We start from the raw sequence: 16651 nt of genomic DNA on the forward strand, positions 1-16651 counted from the left end.
GGACCGGCTCATTGTTACGTTGTCGGATCCGGTGGCGGCCTTGGCGTATTGGCCGGCCGCCGGTCTGGCTACTGTTTGCCCGGGGTGGCCACGGTGCCTTCGGCCGGGCGTTCGGCGATCTGTTGGGGAATGTCGCCGCCCGTGGCCTGCTCGCCCGGGGCGAGGTAGAACACGTGCTGGCCGATCACCGGACCCTTGTCGAAGTGGTTGCGCCAATCGGGCGAGACGTAGTCGGCGTGGTACCAGCGCGCCCCGCCGGTCGGGTCGGGGGAGAAGTCCCAGAACACCGCCCGGGCCAATGCCTGGCTGTGGCGCCAGGCGGCCTTGTCCTTGGGCTCGTCGCTGCGTCCGTCGCAGAAAAACGAGAACTGGCAGCGGTGCAGGCGCGCCGCGCCGCCCTGCTGCATGACCTGACACACCGAGTCCGGGTAGTCGTCGGACGCCACCCGGTTCATCACCACGTGGCCGACCGCCAGCTTGCCAGCGTCCGGCTCACCGCGCGCTTCGAAGTAGATCGTCTTGGCCAAGCATTCGATCTGCCGGCGCACGTCGGTGGTGCCGGTCTGGCCCGCCGAGACGTCCGTGAGGGGTTCGGTACCGGGCGCGTTGGTGTCGGTCTTGGCGTCGTTCGCAGCGACCGGTTGCAGCGCCAGGAACGCCGCGGCGAACGCGGTCGCGGCGGCCGGCATCAGCCGGGTCGCCCGGCGCAGCACTGCCATCGGGTATGGCGCGGCGATCCCCATCTGTGTCGTCATCGCCGTGTCCCTCCGTAAAAACGAGCGGCCGCGGCCTCGCCGGCGCGGCCGTGTGTTTCACCGATCGTGCGGACGGCAGGTGCCCCCTCGCAGTCCCGTCCGACCGATGACGATCCCGCCACATTTAGGCCAAATTTGATCAATGTGGAGTCCTGAATCGCTGGTGCGATCCACGGACAAGTTACCATACGATTAACGCGCGCCAGGCCTTGACGATCCCGCCAACGCGGTCTCGTCTCAGCTTAACCATATAAGTCGATGGAAACGCCGGGGTCGCGGGCCTGTGACAAAAGCACGCCGGGCGTGTTGTTAATTGTTCGGCCCGTCCAGTTAGGTGCATCTACCTAATATTAGGTAGGGCGGCCCGAATTTCGCGACACAACCCCGTGTGACGGGCGTGCGCCGCGGACGTGACCCGATCCCCGTGCCTCGCACTGTAGCGGCTGGATCGTCAGACGCCAAACTTGGAATGCGCGGGTCCGCCACCGCGCGCACGGCCGCGATCGCGCCTACTTCGGCGGCGCGTCGAACCGGGCGTTGTCCAGTTTGGCCCGGTCCAGCACGGTACCGGTCAGATCGGCCCCGCGCAGATCGGCGCCGGACAGGTCGCAGTCGCTCAAATCCGCCATGGCGAGGCGCGCCCGCGCAAGCCGCGCGCCCGCCAGGTTGGCGTGCGACAACTTGGCGTATTCCAGGTTGGCCGGCCAGACCTGGTCGGCGCGGCCGACGTGCTCGACCGGGCCCAGGTCCGCGCCTTCGAGGTTGGCGTGGCGCAGCACGCTTCGGCTCAGGTTGGCCCCGCGGATGTCCGCGTTCGCCAGGTTGGCTTCGCGCAGATCGAGAAACGCCATCTGCGCCATGGCGAACTCGCCGCCGTCGAGCTTGGCGCCGCGCAGCGTGGCCCGTTCCAGCATCGCCGCCGGCAGCTTGATGCCCGGGCGGATCAGGCGGGTCAGGTCGAGTTCACTGAGGTCGATACGGGTGCCCTCGTGCGCGGAGCTGTCGACCCAGCGCTGGTGCGCGCGCAACAGGGCGTCCAGGTTGCGCAGCACGTCGCCGGCGGGGCGCACCCGCACCGCGCCCTGCAGTTCCGGGGTGTCGCTCATCTTGTCGTCCAGCACCGCTCCGCGCAGGTCCGTGCCCTCGAACCGGGCGCCGTTGATCCGCGCGCCGGACAGCGTCACGCCGGTCATCGAACAGCCCGACAGGTTGGCGCTGGACAGATCGCAGCCGTCCATCGACGCGCCGATCAGGACGCTGTTGCGCAGGTCGGCGTTGCGGAAGTTGGTGTTGTGCAGGCGCGCGTCGGAGAAATCGGTCTTCAGCACCAGCGCGTTCGACAACTGCGCCCGGCTCAGGTTGGCGCGCCGGGCGATAATCGCCGACAGTTCCGCCGGCATGCTGTCGAACTGCACGTGCTGCGGATCGCCGTTGGCGTCGTAGCGCGCCAGCTGGGCCTCGCGGATATCGGCATCGACCACCGTGGCGTCCGACATGTCGACCCCGCGCAGGCAGGCACCGCGCAGGTCGGCCCGGGTCAGATCCGCGCCGACCAGGCTCGCCATCCGCAGGTCGGCGCCGAACAGGTTGGCCGCGCGCAAACCGACCCCGCTGAGCCGGCAGCGGTGCAGGCGCGCCCCGGTCACGTCCGCCTCCGCGAGGTCGAAGTTCGACAGATCGCGGTTGCTGAGATCGTAGAACGCGAGCATGGCGCGTCGGCCGCCGGGCTTTCGGGCCAGGTAGGTCTTGTGCGCGGCCAGGATCGCGGACAACTCCTGGTCGCTCACCTTGGTCCAGCTCAGCGGCGAGCCCTTGTCGCCCGTCCTGTCGCTCATGTCGGCACTTCCCCGGGAATGACGCGCGGTCGGGGTAACGCCGTGTCGCTTAAAAGCGGGTTAAGCGCCCGCGCGAACACAGCGTCCGGTGTGCAATTCCGGTCACTGTGTATGCAGATTCCCAGAGGCGGTCGGGTGGCGGTCGGGTGGCGGTCGGGTGGCGCGCGCGGGCTCAGCTGTAGATCATCTTGCGGGTCATGCCGCCGTCCAGGGTGAACTCCTGACCGGTGACGAAGCCGGCCTCCGGCCCGGCGAGCCAGACGGCCAAGCCGGCGACGTCGTCCGGCCGGCCGACCCGTCCGACGGGGTGCTGGGCGTGGTCCTCCGGGCTCAGCGTCTCCGCCGCGCGGGCGTCCGGCGGACTGCCCGACCGGCTGACGTCGATCCAGCCCGGGGAGACGGCGTTGACGCGCACCTCGGGGCCGAGCGAGACCGCCAGCGCGTGGGTCAGTGCGACCAGCCCGCCCTTGGACGCGCTGTAGGCCTCGGTATGCGGTTCCGACATCGCCGCCCGGGTGGACGCGACGTTGACGATCGCCCCGCCGCGCCGGCGCAGCAGCGGTGCGGCAAGCCGGCAGGTCACGAACGCCCCGGTCAGGTTGGTTGCGATCACCCGGTGCCAGTCGGACAGCGGGAGCTCTTCCGGCGGCGCCGCGCGCATGATCCCGGCGACGTTGAACAGCCCGTCCAGCCCGTGCGGGGCCAGCGCGGCGATCGCGTCGAAGGCGCGCTCAACCTGCTCCGCCTGCGCAACGTCGGTGGGCAGGGCGGTGACCGGACCCAGCGCCTCCAGTTCGCCGCGCGCGGCTTCCAGGGCCCCGGTGTCGGCGTCCAGCACGACGACCGTCCAGCCGTCCTGCAGCAGACGCCGGGCGATCGCCTTGCCGATCCCCTGGGCGCCGCCCGTGATCACCGCCGTGCGGTTCAACCCGTCGTTCATTCGGCCTATCGACCCTGATCGCTGTCGCGGACGCAATTGGGGCGGGGTGCCTGGCAAGCCAGCGCCCCGCCCCGAGAGACCTATGCGCTCATTCGTCCAGAATGAAGGTCACGTCCATGGTGACCCGGAACTCGTGGATCTTGCCCTGCTCGACCTTGATTTTCTGCGCGGTCACCTCCGCGCCGGTGACGTTGCGCAGTGTCTTGTTGGCGCGGTCCAGAGCCTGACGCGTGGCGTCGTCGAAGCTCTCCTTGGACGACGCGGTCAGCGTGGTTACGCGGGCAACTGCCATGATCACCTCCCCATTGGCTCGATTGGTGATTGATCGTGCGCCTTGGCGACCCGGCCATGCGCGGGCCCGGTCGGCGCACCACCGCATGGTGCGCCCGCACGAATGGTTTGTCACCCAGACCAATCGGCCAGCCCGGTCGGCCAACCGGCCCGACGGGTCAGTCGCGCGCCGCCGTCAGCCGGGCGGCGGCGTGCCGTGCAGCGGCCACGCCGCTGTCGTGCGCGCCGCCGACGGTGCCGAAGGCGGTCAGGGAGCATGCCTCCCCGGCCAGCCAGATCCGCGCCTCGACCGGCCGCAGCAGCCGCGCCCGGTCGCCCGCACGGCCGGGTCGGCAGACGCTGTACCCGCCGCCGATCCAGGGATCGCGGCCCCACGCGGTGGTCGCACTGGCGCGCAGGTATCGGTGCACGTCCGCGCCGAACATCTCGCTCAGCTGCGCGCGCGCGAACGCAATCATCTCGGCAGGGCCGGCCTGCTCCAGTTGGCGCGCCAAGGGGCCGCCCGAATGGGCGATCGCCATGTCCCGGCGGAACGGGCGGATCTGAAAGTTGCAGCCGCGCGGGGCGTCGGGCTGGTGCACCGCCATCGCGTGCTCCAGGCCGAACACGTCCCGGTCGAAGGCGAAGGCGACCTTGTTGGCCGCGCCCAGCGGCACGCCGGCCAGCGCGTCGGCGAGCTCGGTCGGCATCGGCGGGTCGAGCCGGAGGCCGCCCGACAGCAGCACGTCGGTCGACGGGGTCAGCACCGCCGCGCGCGCCCGGAGCGTCCCGCGCGGCGTTTCCAGCCGCAGGTCGCGCCCGCGCCGGTCGATCCGTTGCACCGGCGTCTCGGTGATGGCCTCGACGTCCGCGGCCCAGGCGGCGACCAGCGCGCCGAAGCCGGCCTCGACCGGCCAGTTGTCGCCGGTTTCGGTGTAGCGCTGATCGTCGAGCGTGCTGTTGGCGGCCGGGTCCTCCCCGGTCACCGCGCGCAGGAACTGCCGGTGCACCCCGGACCAACGGCCCAGATCCGGGATCACATCCGCCATCGCGACGTCCCGGCCCGCTTCAGCGGCGGCCGCCACGGCCGCCTCGGCACGCTCGCCCGCGGCCCTCCGGTCGGCCAGGTCGGCGTCGTCCGCCCAACGGTCGCCCAACCAGATATGGCTGGCGCGGCTTTCGGTGCGGTAGCCGAAGCCGAGCGCGTCGGCGATTTCGGTGAATGGGTTCTCGCGGGCCTGATGCAGCCAGTGGCAGCCGCGGTCCCAGGGCAGGGGCGCCCGGCCGTTGCCGGGGTCCAGCGTATCGGTGAACGCCCGTCCGCCGATCCGGCTCTGCGCTTCCAGCAAGGCGACCGACAGGCCGCGGGCGCGCGCCGTCTTGGCGGCGGCGAGACCGGCGACCCCGGCCCCCACGATCGCGAGATCGACGTCCGACGGCAGGGCAGGCGGCTTGGTGATGGCGGCGGTTCCCATGTCATGCCGGGGCACGCTCGGGCGCGACGCGGACGCATCGGCTCTCCCGCGCACCCGGGCAGACGTGCTAGACCATCGAGGTGGCCGTGGCCACCCGCTTCGTCACCGTCGGAGACCGCCCACCCGTGCGACAGCTTGTGACCGCCCTCCCGCTGTGTCTGGCGCTGGCCGCCTGCGCACCGCAGCCGTTCGACGCCTCCGCCCCGTGGCAGCCGTTGGCCGCCGGCGACGCGGGACGGGCCTATCGCGGCGGCCAGATGGCGGCGGCCCCGTCGACCGTCTTCGACGCGTTCGAGCAAGACGCGCCGGACCGCCGGGACGCCCGGGACGGGCAAACCCAGGGGCCGGCCGGACCGCAGTCGCGGGTGCCCAATCCGCAGAGCGGCGAGAACCCCTGGGCGACGATCCCGCGGAACCCGGTCGTGACCGTCTGCTACGGCTCGGTTCTGAACGACCGCGACCAAGTCCGCGCGACGGCCCGGCGCCTGTGCCCGAAGGGCGCGCGCCTGGAACTGATCCAGACCAGTACGTTCCAGAGCGACTGCCCACTGCTGCAGCCGACCCGCGCGGCCTTCCGCTGCTGGACCGGCGGCAACTCCGACAACACGGCCAAGGCCGACAACACGGCCAAGGCCGCGGAGGCCGGCGGTAACTAGAGCAAAATCGATGAAGGTCGAGTCGCCCTTGATCTTGCTCTAGATGTGGAGCCTCAACAGGTTGTTCTCGGAGAGGCCGAGGCGGCTGATGGGTGTGTTGGTTTGCAGGCTACCATGGGGTCGATGCCAATTGTAGCGATGCAGCCAGGCGGGCAAGTGCTCGGCGCGCTGGTCGGAGGTGGTATAGGCGTGGGCGTAGGCCCATTCGCGCAGGGCGGTTTGGATGAAGCGTTCGGCCTTGCCGTTGGTTTTGGGCGTGTAGGGTTTGGTGCGGATGTGGCGTAGGCCGAGCTGTTTGCAGGCCTCGCGGAAGGCTTGGGATCTGTAGCAGGCGCCGTTGTCGGTCATGACGCGCTCGACGGTGATGCCCAGGCGGGCGTAGTCGGCGACGGCGGCGTGCAGGACGGCGACGGCGCTTTCCTTGCGCTCGTCGGGCTTGATCTGGCTGAAGGCGATGCGCGAGGCGTCGTCGATGCAGACGTGGACGTACTCCCAGCCCATGCCGCCGAGCTTAGTGCCGCGGCGGTTGCTTTGGCCCTTACGATCGCCGGTGACGCGGTGGCCGGGCCGCTCGAAGCGGCCGAGCTTCTTGATGTCGAGATGGATCAGCTCGCCGGGACGGTCGCGCTGGTAGCGGCGCACCGGCGGGGCCGGGTCGAGGTCGCGCAGCCGGCTGAGGCCGGCGCGTTTGAGGACGCGGCTGACGGTGGCGGGGGAGACGCCGAGGTCGCGGGCGATCTGCTGGCCGGCGATGCGCTGGCGGCGCAGGTTGATGATCCGCGCTTGGGTCGCCTGGGATGTCGGTCGGCGCAGCTTGTGCGGCCGCGAGGAGCGGTCGCGGAGCCCGTCCGGGCCTTCGTCCTGGAAGCGCGCGACCCATTTGCGTGCGGTTTTTGTCGAGACCCCGAAGGCCGTGGCCACGGCCTTCGGGGTCTCGCCGACCTCCAGAATGCGGCGAGCAAGCAAGGCTCGACCGCGCGGTGTCAGACAGGCATTCTCGTGGATGTCCATTCGGTCCCCCTGAGCGAGTTTGATGATCTGTCAATCACCAGTCTCCTCGGTCGGGACCGAGTGGACAACCTGTTGGAAGCTCACATCTAGCCGTCCGGCTGTTCCGCCGCCCATTCCGCCCGGACCTCCGGATTCGGTTCCAGGTCCAGGCGGCGCGCGGCCTCGCGGCGCAGGCTGTCGGGGTCGGCCAGCCGTGCGAACGCCCAGACGGCCGCGGCGCGGACAAGGTCCGACTGGTCGTCCAGCAGGCCGCGCGCGGTCTCGCTCAGCTCGGCGCGCCCGCTGTTGCCGATCGCGATCAGCACGTTGCGCACGAACCGGGCGCGCCCGGTGCGCTTGATCGGGCTGGCGGCGAACACCTGCCGGAAACCGGCCTCGTCCAGCGTCGCCAGGTCGCGCAGGCGCGGCGCGGTCAGCTCGAGCCGGCCCTTGAAGGCGTCCTCGTCCGTGCGCCGGGCGAACTTGTTCCACGGGCAGATCGCCAGGCAGTCGTCGCAGCCGTAGATCCGGTTGCCCATCAGCGGGCGCAGTTCGCGCGGGATGTGCCCCGTGTGCTCGATCGTCAGGTAGGAGATGCAGCGGCTGGCGTCGAGCTGGTAGGGCGCTGGAAACGCATCGGTGGGGCAGACGTCCAGGCAGGCCCGGCAGCTGCCGCAATGGTCGCCCTCCGGCCCGTCAGGCGCGAGCGCAAGGGTGGTGAACACCTCGCCCAGGAACAGCCAGTTGCCCCAGTCGCGCGACAGCAGGTTGGTGTGCTTGCCCTGCCAGCCCAGCCCGGCGGCCGCCGCCAGCGGCTTTTCCATGACGGGCGCGGTGTCGACGAAGACCTTGGCCTCGGCCGCCAGGGTATCGTGCATCCAGCGCGCCAGCCGCTTCAGGCGCTTCTTCACCAGGTCGTGGTAGTCGCGGTTCTGGGCGTAGACGCTGATCGCGCCGCGTTCCGGGTGCTCCAGGATCGCAAGCGGATCGTGCGCGGGTCCGTAGTTCTGGCCCACCACGACGACCGAGCGCGCCTCCGGCCATAGCTGCCGAGGATGGCCGCGCCGGTCGGCGGTGTCGGCGAGCCAGCCCATGTCGCCGTGATAGCCGCGGTCGAGGTAGGTCTGCAGGTTGGCAGACGCGTCGGCGCCCAACTCGGCGGGCGCGAAGCCGACCGCGTCGAACCCGATCGCCAGGGCCTGGGCACGGATCGCGGCCTTTGGATTGGATACGGCTGGGGCAGCGTCGTCGGGCATGGTGGGCAGTGTGACCGATCGATCGCGCCGGGCCAAACCGGTCCGGCCGGCCCGCACGCGGCTGGAATGCTACAGCACCGCGATCATGATCACGGTGTAGACCATCACCGCGCCCACGATCAGGAAGATGTGCCAGTTCCGGAACACCGTCGCCTTGGCGAGCTGGGTCGCCTGGCTCATCAGCTCCGGCCACGTGTAGGAGACGAAGTCGCCCTGCGTGAACACGGCCTTGAGACGGCCATCGTCGTCGACGATCGGCAGGCGGCGGAAGCGCTCGTTCGACATGATCCGCAGCCAGTCCAGCACGTCGTCGTCGGCGCGGGCGGTGCGCACCTCGGTGGTCATGATGTCGGACAGCTTGGTCGCCTGGGCGTCGCGCTTGGCGTTGACGATCTTGCGCATGACGTCGCGCTCGGTGACCACGCCCTCGACCTTGCCGTCGCCGTCGGTGACGATCACCGCACCATAGTTCCGCTCGCTCATCGCGGCGACCGCGTCCGCGACCGTGGCCTCGCGCCCGAAGGTGAGCGGGTTCGGCTTGGACTTGTATTCCGGCCGGTCGCTGATCCGCATTTTGGGCGTGCTCGGTGTGTCGGTATGGGCGGCCGCGGCTTGGGTGCTCATGGGCGTAAACCTCTCGCTGGTGTCTGCGTGTCCCGCGTTGAGGTGTTGCCCAGCCGCGCTCTGTCAAACCGTCGCACCCGGCCCGGCAGCCGCATGGTTGTGCCGGCGCTGTCGGGCGGCCAACGCCAACGCGTCGCGCTCGCCGCCTGTGTCGCGGTGATGGAGCGTGGGCATCTGCCGCAGGTGGCCCCGGCGACGGCGGAACGCAGTCCGCTCGAGGAAGGGCAGGCGGTCCGGCTGACGGTGCGCGGCGGCTGGCTGATCCCGCGTCCGGATCCGGCTTAGGCGGACATGCCCGCGGGGCCCGGGTCGGGTTTCAGCTGCTTCGGTCTCAAGAGGTGGTCGCGTGACGGTCTTTTGTCCGGCGGCCGGTGCCGGCGCCTGGGTCGGTCCGCGTGCCGTCCAGGGAGTCGACGCGGCGGCGCAGGGTGCGCGGAGCGTAGTGGTTCAGCAGGAAGTCCTCGCTGAACCCGGCCAGGTCCTGCAGCCGGTCGAGGTCGAGGATCGTGGCCTTTTCGCGGTTGCTTTCCAGGATGCCCTGGTTGGAGAGCTGGCGCAGGGTCCGGTTCACATGCACCACCGACAGGCCCAGCGTGTCGGCGATGATCGTCTGAGTGACCGGGATGGTGAAGCGCTTGCCGTCGGTCAGGCCGCGCACCCTCAAGCGGGCCCAGAGCTCCAGGAACAGGTGGGCGACCCGCTCGGCCGCCGAGCGGCGGCCGACGTTGACCAGATGCTCGGCCAGGATTTCGTGTTCGCGCGCCGCCGCCCAGCCGAGCGCGACCCCCAGGCGCGGCGAGCGGCTGGTGACGGTGACCAGTTCGTCGGGCGTGAAGGTGGCGACCTCGACGTCGTTCAGGGTCGCCACGCTGGCGGTGCAGACGGCCGAGACCGGCGCGAACAGGCCGACGATGTCGCCCGGCATCAGGAACGACAGGATTTGCCGGCGCCCATCCGGCAGGGTCTTGCACGACGCCGCCCAGCCGTCGAGGATGACGTACCCCAGGGTGTGCGACTCCCCCTCGGTTACGATGTCGTTGCCGCGGGGGATGCGCTGATGGGCGGCGTCGATCAGGCTATCGAGCGCATCGACGTCATTGTCTTCGAAGTCGATAAACAGGGAAAGCTTGTTGTGAAGTGCCTTCGCGCCAGGCCGCATTCCACGTTCCTCGCTTTCCGCTTACTGTCCCTTGTGGCATAACAACGCCTCTCGTAACCTAGCGCCGTTGATATCGACGCGCAAAGCCTAATACGGGTGTTATGACGTCAGACGCTTAGCCACGATCGACACCCGACAGCGAGGACGCCGCGATGACCGACGATCCCGCCGCAGGCGATGCCGATGCCAAAGCGGCGTTGCTGCTGATCCAGATGCTGATCCTTGCCTTGATCGAAGCCCGGGTGATCGACGGCGAGGCGTTCAGACGGATCGCCGACGATGCCTTGTCCACCGATCTGGAGGTGGACCCGGCGGTGCTGACGCAGATTATTCTGCGGCTGAACAGTGTCATTCAGGACACCTATGCCGCGCAGCCGGTGAATACCAGCCTGCTGGACCCCGGCGGCGAGGGGCCGGGCACCGATCCGATCGCCTGAGCCCGGCCGCGGACCGGGGGCGCGCCGTATCCGGTGGAAGCGCGCGCAATATTCGCGGGCAAGCCGAGCCCATCCTGCCCGCTCTTCAAGAAGTTAAAGCCACCTTCAGCCCGAAGGCCGTTTCGGCCTTCGAGGGTGTAGCTCTACCCGCGCCCGCGGTAGGGCGCGACGCCGGTGTCCGGCAGCCACAGGCCGGCCGGCGGGGCGTCGGTCTGGTAGAACACGTCGATCGGGATGCCGCCGCGCGGATACCAGTAGCCGGCGATGCGCAGCCAGCGCGGTTGGATCGCCGCCTTGATCCGCTTGGCGATGGTCAGCGTGCAGTCCTCGTGGAACGCGCCGTGATCGCGGAAGCTGATCAAAAACAGCTTGAGCGACTTGCTCTCCACCAGCTTCGCCTCGGGCGCGTAGTCGATCACCAGATGCGCGAAGTCGGGCTGGCCGGTGACCGGGCAGAGCGAGGTGAACTCCGGCGCGGTGAAGCGCACCAGGTACAGCTCCTCCGGGTACGGATCGTCGACGACCTCCAGGTCCGCCTCTTCGGGCGAGCGGGGGATCGCCCGGTCTTGGCCGAGCGCGGACAGGCGTTGATAGCGGTCTTCCGTCATGGCTCTCGCAGGTCCGAAGGTCGCGGGACTCAGCTCTGGAGAGGCGGGATATCGCCCGCCGCCCAGCCGTCGGCAAGCGCCCGGGCGTGGTCGGCCAGCTCGCCGCGTTGGATCGCCGCGCGCAGCCCGGCCATCAGCTGCTGGTAGTAATGCACGTTGTGGCGGCTGACCAGCATCGGGCCCAGCATCTCCTCCGCCCGGATCAGATGGTGCAGGTAGGCGCGGGAAAAGGTCGTGCAGGTCGCGCACGTGCACGCTGGATCGAGGGCGCGCGCATCCTCCCGGTGGCGGGCGTTCTTCAGGTTGACGGTGCCGCCCGCCGTGAACGCCTGGCCGGTCCGGCCCGAGCGGGTCGGCAGCACGCAGTCGAACATATCGATCCCGCGCATCACCGCGCCGACGACGTCGTCCGGCCGGCCGACGCCCATCAGGTAGCGCGGCTTGTCCGCCGGCAGCTCGGGACAGGTGACCTCGAGGACGCGGAACGTCTCGGCCTGGCCTTCGCCGACCGCCAGGCCGCCGACGGCGTAGCCGGGCAGGTCCATGGCGCCCAGTTCGCGCGCGCTCTCCCGGCGCAGGTCGTCGTAGGTGCCGCCCTGGACGATCCCGAACAGGGCATAGCCGGGGCGCTGCCGGAAGGCGCGCTGGCAGCGCTCCGCCCAGCGCAGCGACAGGCGCATCGAGGCCGCGACCCGATCGTGCGGCCAGCCGGCCGGCGGGCATTCGTCCAGCTGCATGGTGACGTCGGCGTCCAGCAGGTCCTGGATCTCGACCGACCGTTCGGGGGTCAGCGCGTGGCTGCTGCCGTCGATGTGGCTTTTGAACGTCACCCCGGTCTCGTCCAGTTTGCGCAGCTGGGCGAGCGACATCACCTGGAAGCCGCCGCTGTCGGTCAGGATCGGTCCGTCCCAGGCCATGAAGCGGTGCAGCCCGCCCAGCCTGGCGACCCGCTCCGCGCCCGGGCGCAGCATCAGGTGGTAGGTGTTGCCCAGCACCATCTGCGCGCCGGTCTCGGCGACGTCCCAGGGCGCCATCGCCTTCACCGTCGCGGCCGTCCCGACCGGCATGAAGGCGGGCGTATCGACCGGCCCATGCGCGGTGTGCAGCCGGCCCAGCCGGGCCATCCCGTCGCGCGCCAGCTGGTCCCAGCGGAACCCGGTCACGGCGCGGGCGCGTCCAGGTCGGGCAGGCGGTGCAGCAGGCTGGCGTCGCCGTAGGAGAAGAAGCGGTAGCCCTGCTGCTTGGCATGCGCGTACGCGGCCAGCATCCGCCGACGGCCGGCGAACGCGCAGACCAGCATGAACAGGGTCGAGCGGGGCAGGTGGAAGTTGGTGAACAACAGGTCGCTCGCCTTGAAGCGGTAGCCCGGCAGGATGAAGATGTCGCTCTCGTCCCGGAAGGGGTGCACGGTCCCGGCGGCGTCCGCCGCCGTCTCGATCAGCCGCAGGGCGGTCGTGCCGATCGCGACCGCCCGGCCGCCGGCCGCGCGGGCCGCGTTGATCGCCTCGGCCGTGTCGGCCGTGATCTCGCCGAATTCCGCATGCATCGGATGCTGGCGCGGATCGTCGGTCTTGACCGGCAGGAAGGTGCCGGCGCCGACGTGCAGCGTGACCGTGACCCGCCGGACCCCGCGGGCGTCCAGCCGGGCCAGCAGCTCGTCGGTGAAGTGCAGGCCGGCGGTGGGCGCCGCGACCGCGCCCGGGGCCCGGGCGAACACCGTCTGGTAGTCCTGCTCGTCGCTGAGGTCGGCGCCGTCGTGCCGGTCGATATAGGGCGGCAATGGCATCCCGCCGACCCGCTCGAGGGCGTGCAGCAGATCCGCGCCGGCGCGCTCGAAGCGCAGCACGACCTCGCCGCCGGCGGGCTTGTCGATCACCTCGGCCGTCAGGCTGGCTGCGTTCTGCGTCGCGTCCTGGAGCTTCCCGAAGGTGACGGTGTCGCCGACGCGCAGGCGCTTGCCGGGCCTGGCGAAGGCGCGCCACGTGTCGTCGCGCGCGGGATCGGGCTTGTGCAGCGTCGCCTCGATCCGCGCCTGGCCGCGGGTTCCCCACAGCCGGGTTGGGATCACCCGGGTGTCGTTGAAGACGGCGACGTCGCCCGGCCGCAGCAGGTCCGGCAGGTCGCGCACGCCGAGGTCCCGGAAGCTCTCGCCGACCTCGAGCAGACGCGCGGCGTCGCGCGGCCTGATCGGCCGCTGCGCCACCAGGGACTTGGGCAGGTCGAAATCGAAGTCGTCGGTGCGCATGGTCTGACGGTCGGTGGCGGACGGCGGGCCGTGCCTGCGGTCGGAAGGCCGGGCGGTATAGCACCGCCGTGCGCGGTCCCGAAAGACCGCCCGCGTCGGCGGCGTACGGGCGGGCGCGCCAGCCGGGTCAGGTACGGGCGTCCTGGCGCAGGCCGAGGACGAGGCGCTCCGGTGCCACCGCCCCGATCGCATGAAACGGCCGGTTATCGCTGCCGGCAAAGCCGGGCGCGCGCATGATCAGGGCGTCGCCGGCCGATCCTGGGATCTCCAGCGCGCCGGCGAAACTGCGCTCCGGGCAGACGTAGAACCGGCCGACCCCGCGGAGTACGAGGTTGACCACCAGATGGACGTAGCGAACGTGGTCCTTGTGCGGGGAAATCCCGATGTCGCCCGGCGGATAGCGCTGCACCACCCGGTCGTTGAACGCGATCGCCGCGCAGGCGGGGGTGTCGTCGCGCGCCAGCACTGCGTTCAACCGCTGCGCAAGCGCGTCGGCGACCTCGGCCAACGGGCCGGTTTCCGGGACGTCGTCGGCGATCTCGAAACTCTGGGTGACCGCCCGTTCGCCGCTGCCGACGACCGGCCGGGCGGTGCGGAAGGACAGCTGGTCGGCAACCCTTGCGAGCGTGCGTTGGGACGCCAGCGACAGGGCCGGGACCGCGGCCGCGCCGACGCGCTCGACCCGGCGGAGGCTGTCCGCCAGGGCGTCGTCGCTCAGGCTCAACCAGGGCCGGCGCTGGGCCTCGTTCTGGGCCTCGCTCGGGGCGTCGTGGCCGGACTGCATAGCCTAGGCAGATAGACCCAAAAGGCCGGTTCGGGAACCGCCCCGAACCGTCGAAAGCGGGCCGGTCCGGGCGCTCTCGCGCCGAACCCGACGGCATCATCGTCGGCGCGGTCGCACGCAGGCGGGTCGGTTCGGCGTCCGGTTGGACGGGGACCCGGTGTCCGGGCCCCCAATCGCGGGAAAGCTGGCCGTCTTGGGACACGCCGCCGACGGACGGATCGGTCCGCGGCGGCGGCGTCCTACTCGCCGCTGGCCGACTTGGAGAGCGACCGCAGCAGGTCGAACGCCCGACGGCGCACCTTTTCGTCGTCGATGCTGTAATACGCGCGCACCAGTTCCAGGGTCTCGCGCTCCGCCATCACGTCGTGGGCGGCGCTGTCCTGCGTCGCCTCGTGCGGGCCGACGTTCTGGTTGGCGATGTCGTTCGCCGCCTTGGCGGACAGATCATCGAAGAAGTAACTGACCGGCACGTCGAGGACGCGGGCCAGTTCGTACAGGCGACTTGCGACGATGCGATTCGCGCCACGCTCGTACTTTTGCACCTGTTGGAAAGTGATGCCGACCATGCGGGCCAGCTTTTCTTGACTTAAGCCGACTAGGACGCGGCGCTGTCGAAGACGCTGCCCCACATGTACATCGACTGGGTTCGGTTTCATTGTTGCTTCGCTCATGGCCCAATACTCATGCGTTGTTGCCGTGTTGCACGGCTGTCTAACGGGTCTGCTGCCAGCCTGGGGACAACCGCGGCTCAGTCTGTGCGGTTTACCTGCCTTTTGCATGTCGGATCAACAAGTATTCTTGGTAAAATGGTCTATATCCACGCCCAAAGGTATAGGCGGGAGGGTATCTCAAACAGTGTGATTGGTGTGACAAACTCGCCCAGGGGGTGCCCGATAGCAGGGCAACGTGAATAGCGAAGTTGTCCCGTCTCACCACGATTAGGTATACAACACCACATGTGGGAAACCGTTAACCGCACTGCACGTGCATGGCTGCTATGCGCCGGCGTGTACGGATTTTTTGCGGTCGCGTTGGGCGCGTTCGCCGCCCACGGGCTCGAATCGACCCTCGATGCGACTCGGCTCGGCTGGATTGAAACCGGCGCGCGTTATCAGGCGCTGCACGCGCTGGCGCTGATCGGGGTGGCGCTGCTGCAGGCACGGGGCGGCAGCCGGCTCGTCCGGCCGGTCGCGGTGGCGGGCGCGGGCTTCGCGGTCGGCGGCCTGCTGTTCCCGGGCGGGCTGTACCTGGCCGCGGTGCTCGGCTGGACCTTCCTGATCCCGGTCGTGCCGGTCGGCGGCGGCGCGTTCCTGATCGGCTGGCTGGCGCTGATCTGGGCCGCGCTGGGCCGCGGTTCCTGAATCCGCCCGCTGGAGGCCCGCCCGACGCGCGTCGGGGACCGGCCGCGACGGCCGGCTACCGCGTGGCCGCGTCGGTCAGCTTGTCGAGCGCGCCGGTCATCCGGTCGATCACCTTGCTCTGGCCGGTGATGCCGTGACGCCGGGCCAGGTACGCCGGGTCGTTGTAGGCGAGGTGGACATCGCCGTGCGCGTCGGCATAGGCCAGCGCCTTCATCGGCAGGTCGATCGCCACCGTGCGCTCGGCCTGCATCAGGGGCGTGCCCAGCTTCGGGTTGCCGAAGATCAGCAACTGCGTCGCCGGCAGGTCGAGGCCGACGCCAGCCGCCCCTGCGGCATGGTCGACGCGCGTGAACACACGGATGCCGTTCTGCTTCAGCACCGCTTCAAGCTTGTCCAGGGTCGCCGACACGCTGTGCGCGGACGGCTTGACGATCATCCCGTCCGGCGCGGCGCGCAGGGTCGGGGCGGCGGCGACGGTAAGCGCGGTTACGACGGCGGCGATCAGCGCGAAGCGGCGCATGGCGGTGCTCCCGGTTCTGGGTGGGTCTCACGCCCACAGCCTGCGGGTTCCAACGCGGCCGGCCTAGAACAGAATCGATCAAAGCCAGACCGGCTTGCATCGACTCCGCTCTAAAGTCCTGAAGAAAGCGCAAGATTCAGCTGAAAGGCGAGACCGCCCTGCACCATCTTGCCCGAGCCGGCGCCGCCCGTGCAGGCCATCAAGGTTGCTTGAAGCCTAGGGTCCGCGTCGCCGACGGGGCACGGGGCAGCGCGGTCAGCCTCACCTTCCGCCGTCGGCGCGATGGCTTTACCCTGAAAACCACGGCCCGCTGCCCACGGCGCTTAACCGGGAGACGAGATGAGCGAAGCCCACTACCTGGACGCGCGCGACCTCAAATGCCCGTTGCCGGTGCTGCGGGCGCGCAAGGCGATGAAGGACGTCCCGGCCGGCGGTCTGCTGGAGGTCCAGGCGACCGATCCGGGCGCACCCGCCGACTTCGAAGCGTTCTGCGAGACCACCGGCCACGCGCTGGAGGCCTCGGAGGAGGCCGACGGCGTCTACACCCTGCGGATCCGCAAGAGCGGCTAGGGCAAAATCGATCAAGGTCGAGTCGACCTTGATCGTGAATCTGGAGCGTTCTCGAGGGTCCGGGAACGGCAGTTTGCCAGGGCGAGACGGCTTTTGCCGGACCGCTCGTGAACGTGGATTGAACGGACCCGCGGGCAGCGAGGCAGGTCTATGGGGATTGTGTCGA

General features: G+C 69.9%; 20 protein-coding genes. 5 read left to right on the forward strand and 15 right to left on the reverse strand.

Going from position 1 to position 16651, the window contains the following annotated elements:
• Positions 1–68 precede the first annotated feature (68 nt).
• The 5 genes from CKO28_RS15230 to CKO28_RS15250 all read right to left on the reverse strand — a co-directional run bounded on the left by CKO28_RS15230 (position 69) and on the right by CKO28_RS15250 (position 5275).
• On the reverse strand, positions 69–755 hold the full coding sequence (locus CKO28_RS15230) for a cell wall hydrolase (RefSeq protein ID WP_200341656.1): 687 nt from the start codon (positions 753–755) through the stop codon (positions 69–71).
• Positions 756–1264: 509 nt separating this feature from the next.
• The gene (locus CKO28_RS15235; protein ID WP_200341657.1) at positions 1265–2590 is read right to left on the reverse strand and encodes a pentapeptide repeat-containing protein; all 1326 of its coding nucleotides are present in this window, start codon (positions 2588–2590) and stop codon (positions 1265–1267) included.
• A 172-nt stretch (positions 2591–2762) separates the two neighbouring features.
• Positions 2763–3530, reverse strand: a complete 768-nt coding sequence (locus tag CKO28_RS15240) for an SDR family NAD(P)-dependent oxidoreductase (protein ID WP_200341658.1) — start codon at positions 3528–3530, stop codon at positions 2763–2765.
• Positions 3531–3618: 88 nt separating this feature from the next.
• Positions 3619–3822 carry a dodecin family protein gene (locus CKO28_RS15245; protein ID WP_200341659.1) on the reverse strand — a complete coding sequence of 68 codons (204 nt, stop codon included), beginning with the start codon at positions 3820–3822 and terminating at the stop codon, positions 3619–3621.
• Between the two features lie 157 nt (positions 3823–3979).
• Positions 3980–5275: a flavin monoamine oxidase family protein gene (locus tag CKO28_RS15250; RefSeq protein WP_200341660.1), complete on the reverse strand. Its 1296-nt coding sequence runs from the start codon at positions 5273–5275 to the stop codon at positions 3980–3982.
• 125 nt (positions 5276–5400) lie between these two features.
• On the opposite strand from CKO28_RS15250, the gene CKO28_RS15255 reads away from it, so the two are divergent.
• Entirely contained in the window at positions 5401–5931 is a 531-nt protein-coding gene (locus tag CKO28_RS15255) for a hypothetical protein (protein ID WP_200341661.1), read from the forward strand.
• A 39-nt stretch (positions 5932–5970) separates the two neighbouring features.
• Here the strand turns inward: CKO28_RS15255 and CKO28_RS15260 are convergent, their stop codons facing one another.
• The 3 genes from CKO28_RS15260 to CKO28_RS15270 form a co-directional block, all read right to left on the reverse strand.
• Entirely contained in the window at positions 5971–6942 is a 972-nt protein-coding gene (locus CKO28_RS15260; RefSeq protein ID WP_200341662.1) for an IS481 family transposase, read from the reverse strand.
• A gap of 86 nt (positions 6943–7028) precedes the next feature.
• Positions 7029–8177 (reverse strand): tRNA epoxyqueuosine(34) reductase QueG, encoded by a 1149-nt coding sequence (queG, locus tag CKO28_RS15265; RefSeq protein ID WP_200341663.1) that lies wholly within the window; start codon positions 8175–8177, stop codon positions 7029–7031.
• 69 nt (positions 8178–8246) lie between these two features.
• On the reverse strand, positions 8247–8801 hold the full coding sequence (locus tag CKO28_RS15270; protein WP_200341664.1) for a CBS domain-containing protein: 555 nt from the start codon (positions 8799–8801) through the stop codon (positions 8247–8249).
• Positions 8802–8894: 93 nt separating this feature from the next.
• Here CKO28_RS15270 and CKO28_RS15275 point away from each other — a divergent pair, with 93 nt between their 5' ends.
• A complete protein-coding gene (locus tag CKO28_RS15275) occupies positions 8895–9086 on the forward strand; it encodes a hypothetical protein (protein ID WP_200341665.1) in 192 nt (63 codons plus the stop codon).
• Positions 9087–9132: 46 nt separating this feature from the next.
• Here CKO28_RS15275 and CKO28_RS15280 read toward each other — a convergent pair whose 3' ends face one another.
• Positions 9133–9960, reverse strand: coding sequence for a Crp/Fnr family transcriptional regulator (locus tag CKO28_RS15280; protein WP_200341666.1), 828 nt, complete (start codon positions 9958–9960; stop codon positions 9133–9135).
• A gap of 152 nt (positions 9961–10112) precedes the next feature.
• Here CKO28_RS15280 and CKO28_RS15285 point away from each other — a divergent pair, with 152 nt between their 5' ends.
• Positions 10113–10397 carry a hypothetical protein gene (locus tag CKO28_RS15285; protein ID WP_200341667.1) on the forward strand — a complete coding sequence of 95 codons (285 nt, stop codon included), beginning with the start codon at positions 10113–10115 and terminating at the stop codon, positions 10395–10397.
• A gap of 143 nt (positions 10398–10540) precedes the next feature.
• Here the strand turns inward: CKO28_RS15285 and queF are convergent, their stop codons facing one another.
• The 5 genes from queF to CKO28_RS15310 all read right to left on the reverse strand — a co-directional run bounded on the left by queF (position 10541) and on the right by CKO28_RS15310 (position 14705).
• A complete protein-coding gene (queF, locus tag CKO28_RS15290; RefSeq protein ID WP_200341668.1) occupies positions 10541–11005 on the reverse strand; it encodes a preQ(1) synthase in 465 nt (154 codons plus the stop codon).
• A 29-nt stretch (positions 11006–11034) separates the two neighbouring features.
• Positions 11035–12168 (reverse strand): tRNA guanosine(34) transglycosylase Tgt, encoded by a 1134-nt coding sequence (gene tgt / locus CKO28_RS15295; protein ID WP_200341669.1) that lies wholly within the window; start codon positions 12166–12168, stop codon positions 11035–11037.
• Complete coding sequence (queA, locus tag CKO28_RS15300; RefSeq protein ID WP_200341670.1) at positions 12165–13250, reverse strand: tRNA preQ1(34) S-adenosylmethionine ribosyltransferase-isomerase QueA; 1086 nt, start codon at positions 13248–13250, stop codon at positions 12165–12167. The genes tgt and queA overlap by 4 nt, the downstream gene beginning before the upstream one ends.
• A 127-nt stretch (positions 13251–13377) precedes the next feature.
• Complete coding sequence (locus CKO28_RS15305) at positions 13378–14034, reverse strand: hypothetical protein (protein WP_200341671.1); 657 nt, start codon at positions 14032–14034, stop codon at positions 13378–13380.
• 239 nt (positions 14035–14273) lie between these two features.
• Entirely contained in the window at positions 14274–14705 is a 432-nt protein-coding gene (locus tag CKO28_RS15310; protein WP_200341672.1) for a helix-turn-helix domain-containing protein, read from the reverse strand.
• A gap of 285 nt (positions 14706–14990) precedes the next feature.
• Between CKO28_RS15310 and CKO28_RS15315 the strand changes: the two genes are divergently transcribed.
• The gene (locus tag CKO28_RS15315) at positions 14991–15395 is read left to right on the forward strand and encodes a DUF423 domain-containing protein (protein WP_200341673.1); all 405 of its coding nucleotides are present in this window, start codon (positions 14991–14993) and stop codon (positions 15393–15395) included.
• A 55-nt stretch (positions 15396–15450) separates the two neighbouring features.
• Here the strand turns inward: CKO28_RS15315 and CKO28_RS15320 are convergent, their stop codons facing one another.
• Positions 15451–15915: a DUF302 domain-containing protein gene (locus CKO28_RS15320; protein ID WP_200341674.1), complete on the reverse strand. Its 465-nt coding sequence runs from the start codon at positions 15913–15915 to the stop codon at positions 15451–15453.
• Positions 15916–16254: 339 nt separating this feature from the next.
• Here CKO28_RS15320 and CKO28_RS15325 point away from each other — a divergent pair, with 339 nt between their 5' ends.
• The gene (locus CKO28_RS15325) at positions 16255–16485 is read left to right on the forward strand and encodes a sulfurtransferase TusA family protein (RefSeq protein WP_200341675.1); all 231 of its coding nucleotides are present in this window, start codon (positions 16255–16257) and stop codon (positions 16483–16485) included.
• Positions 16486–16651 lie beyond the last annotated feature (166 nt).

The organism is Rhodovibrio sodomensis, from assembly GCF_016583645.1.
In the GTDB taxonomy this organism is placed as follows: Bacteria; Pseudomonadota; Alphaproteobacteria; order Kiloniellales; family Rhodovibrionaceae; genus Rhodovibrio; species Rhodovibrio sodomensis.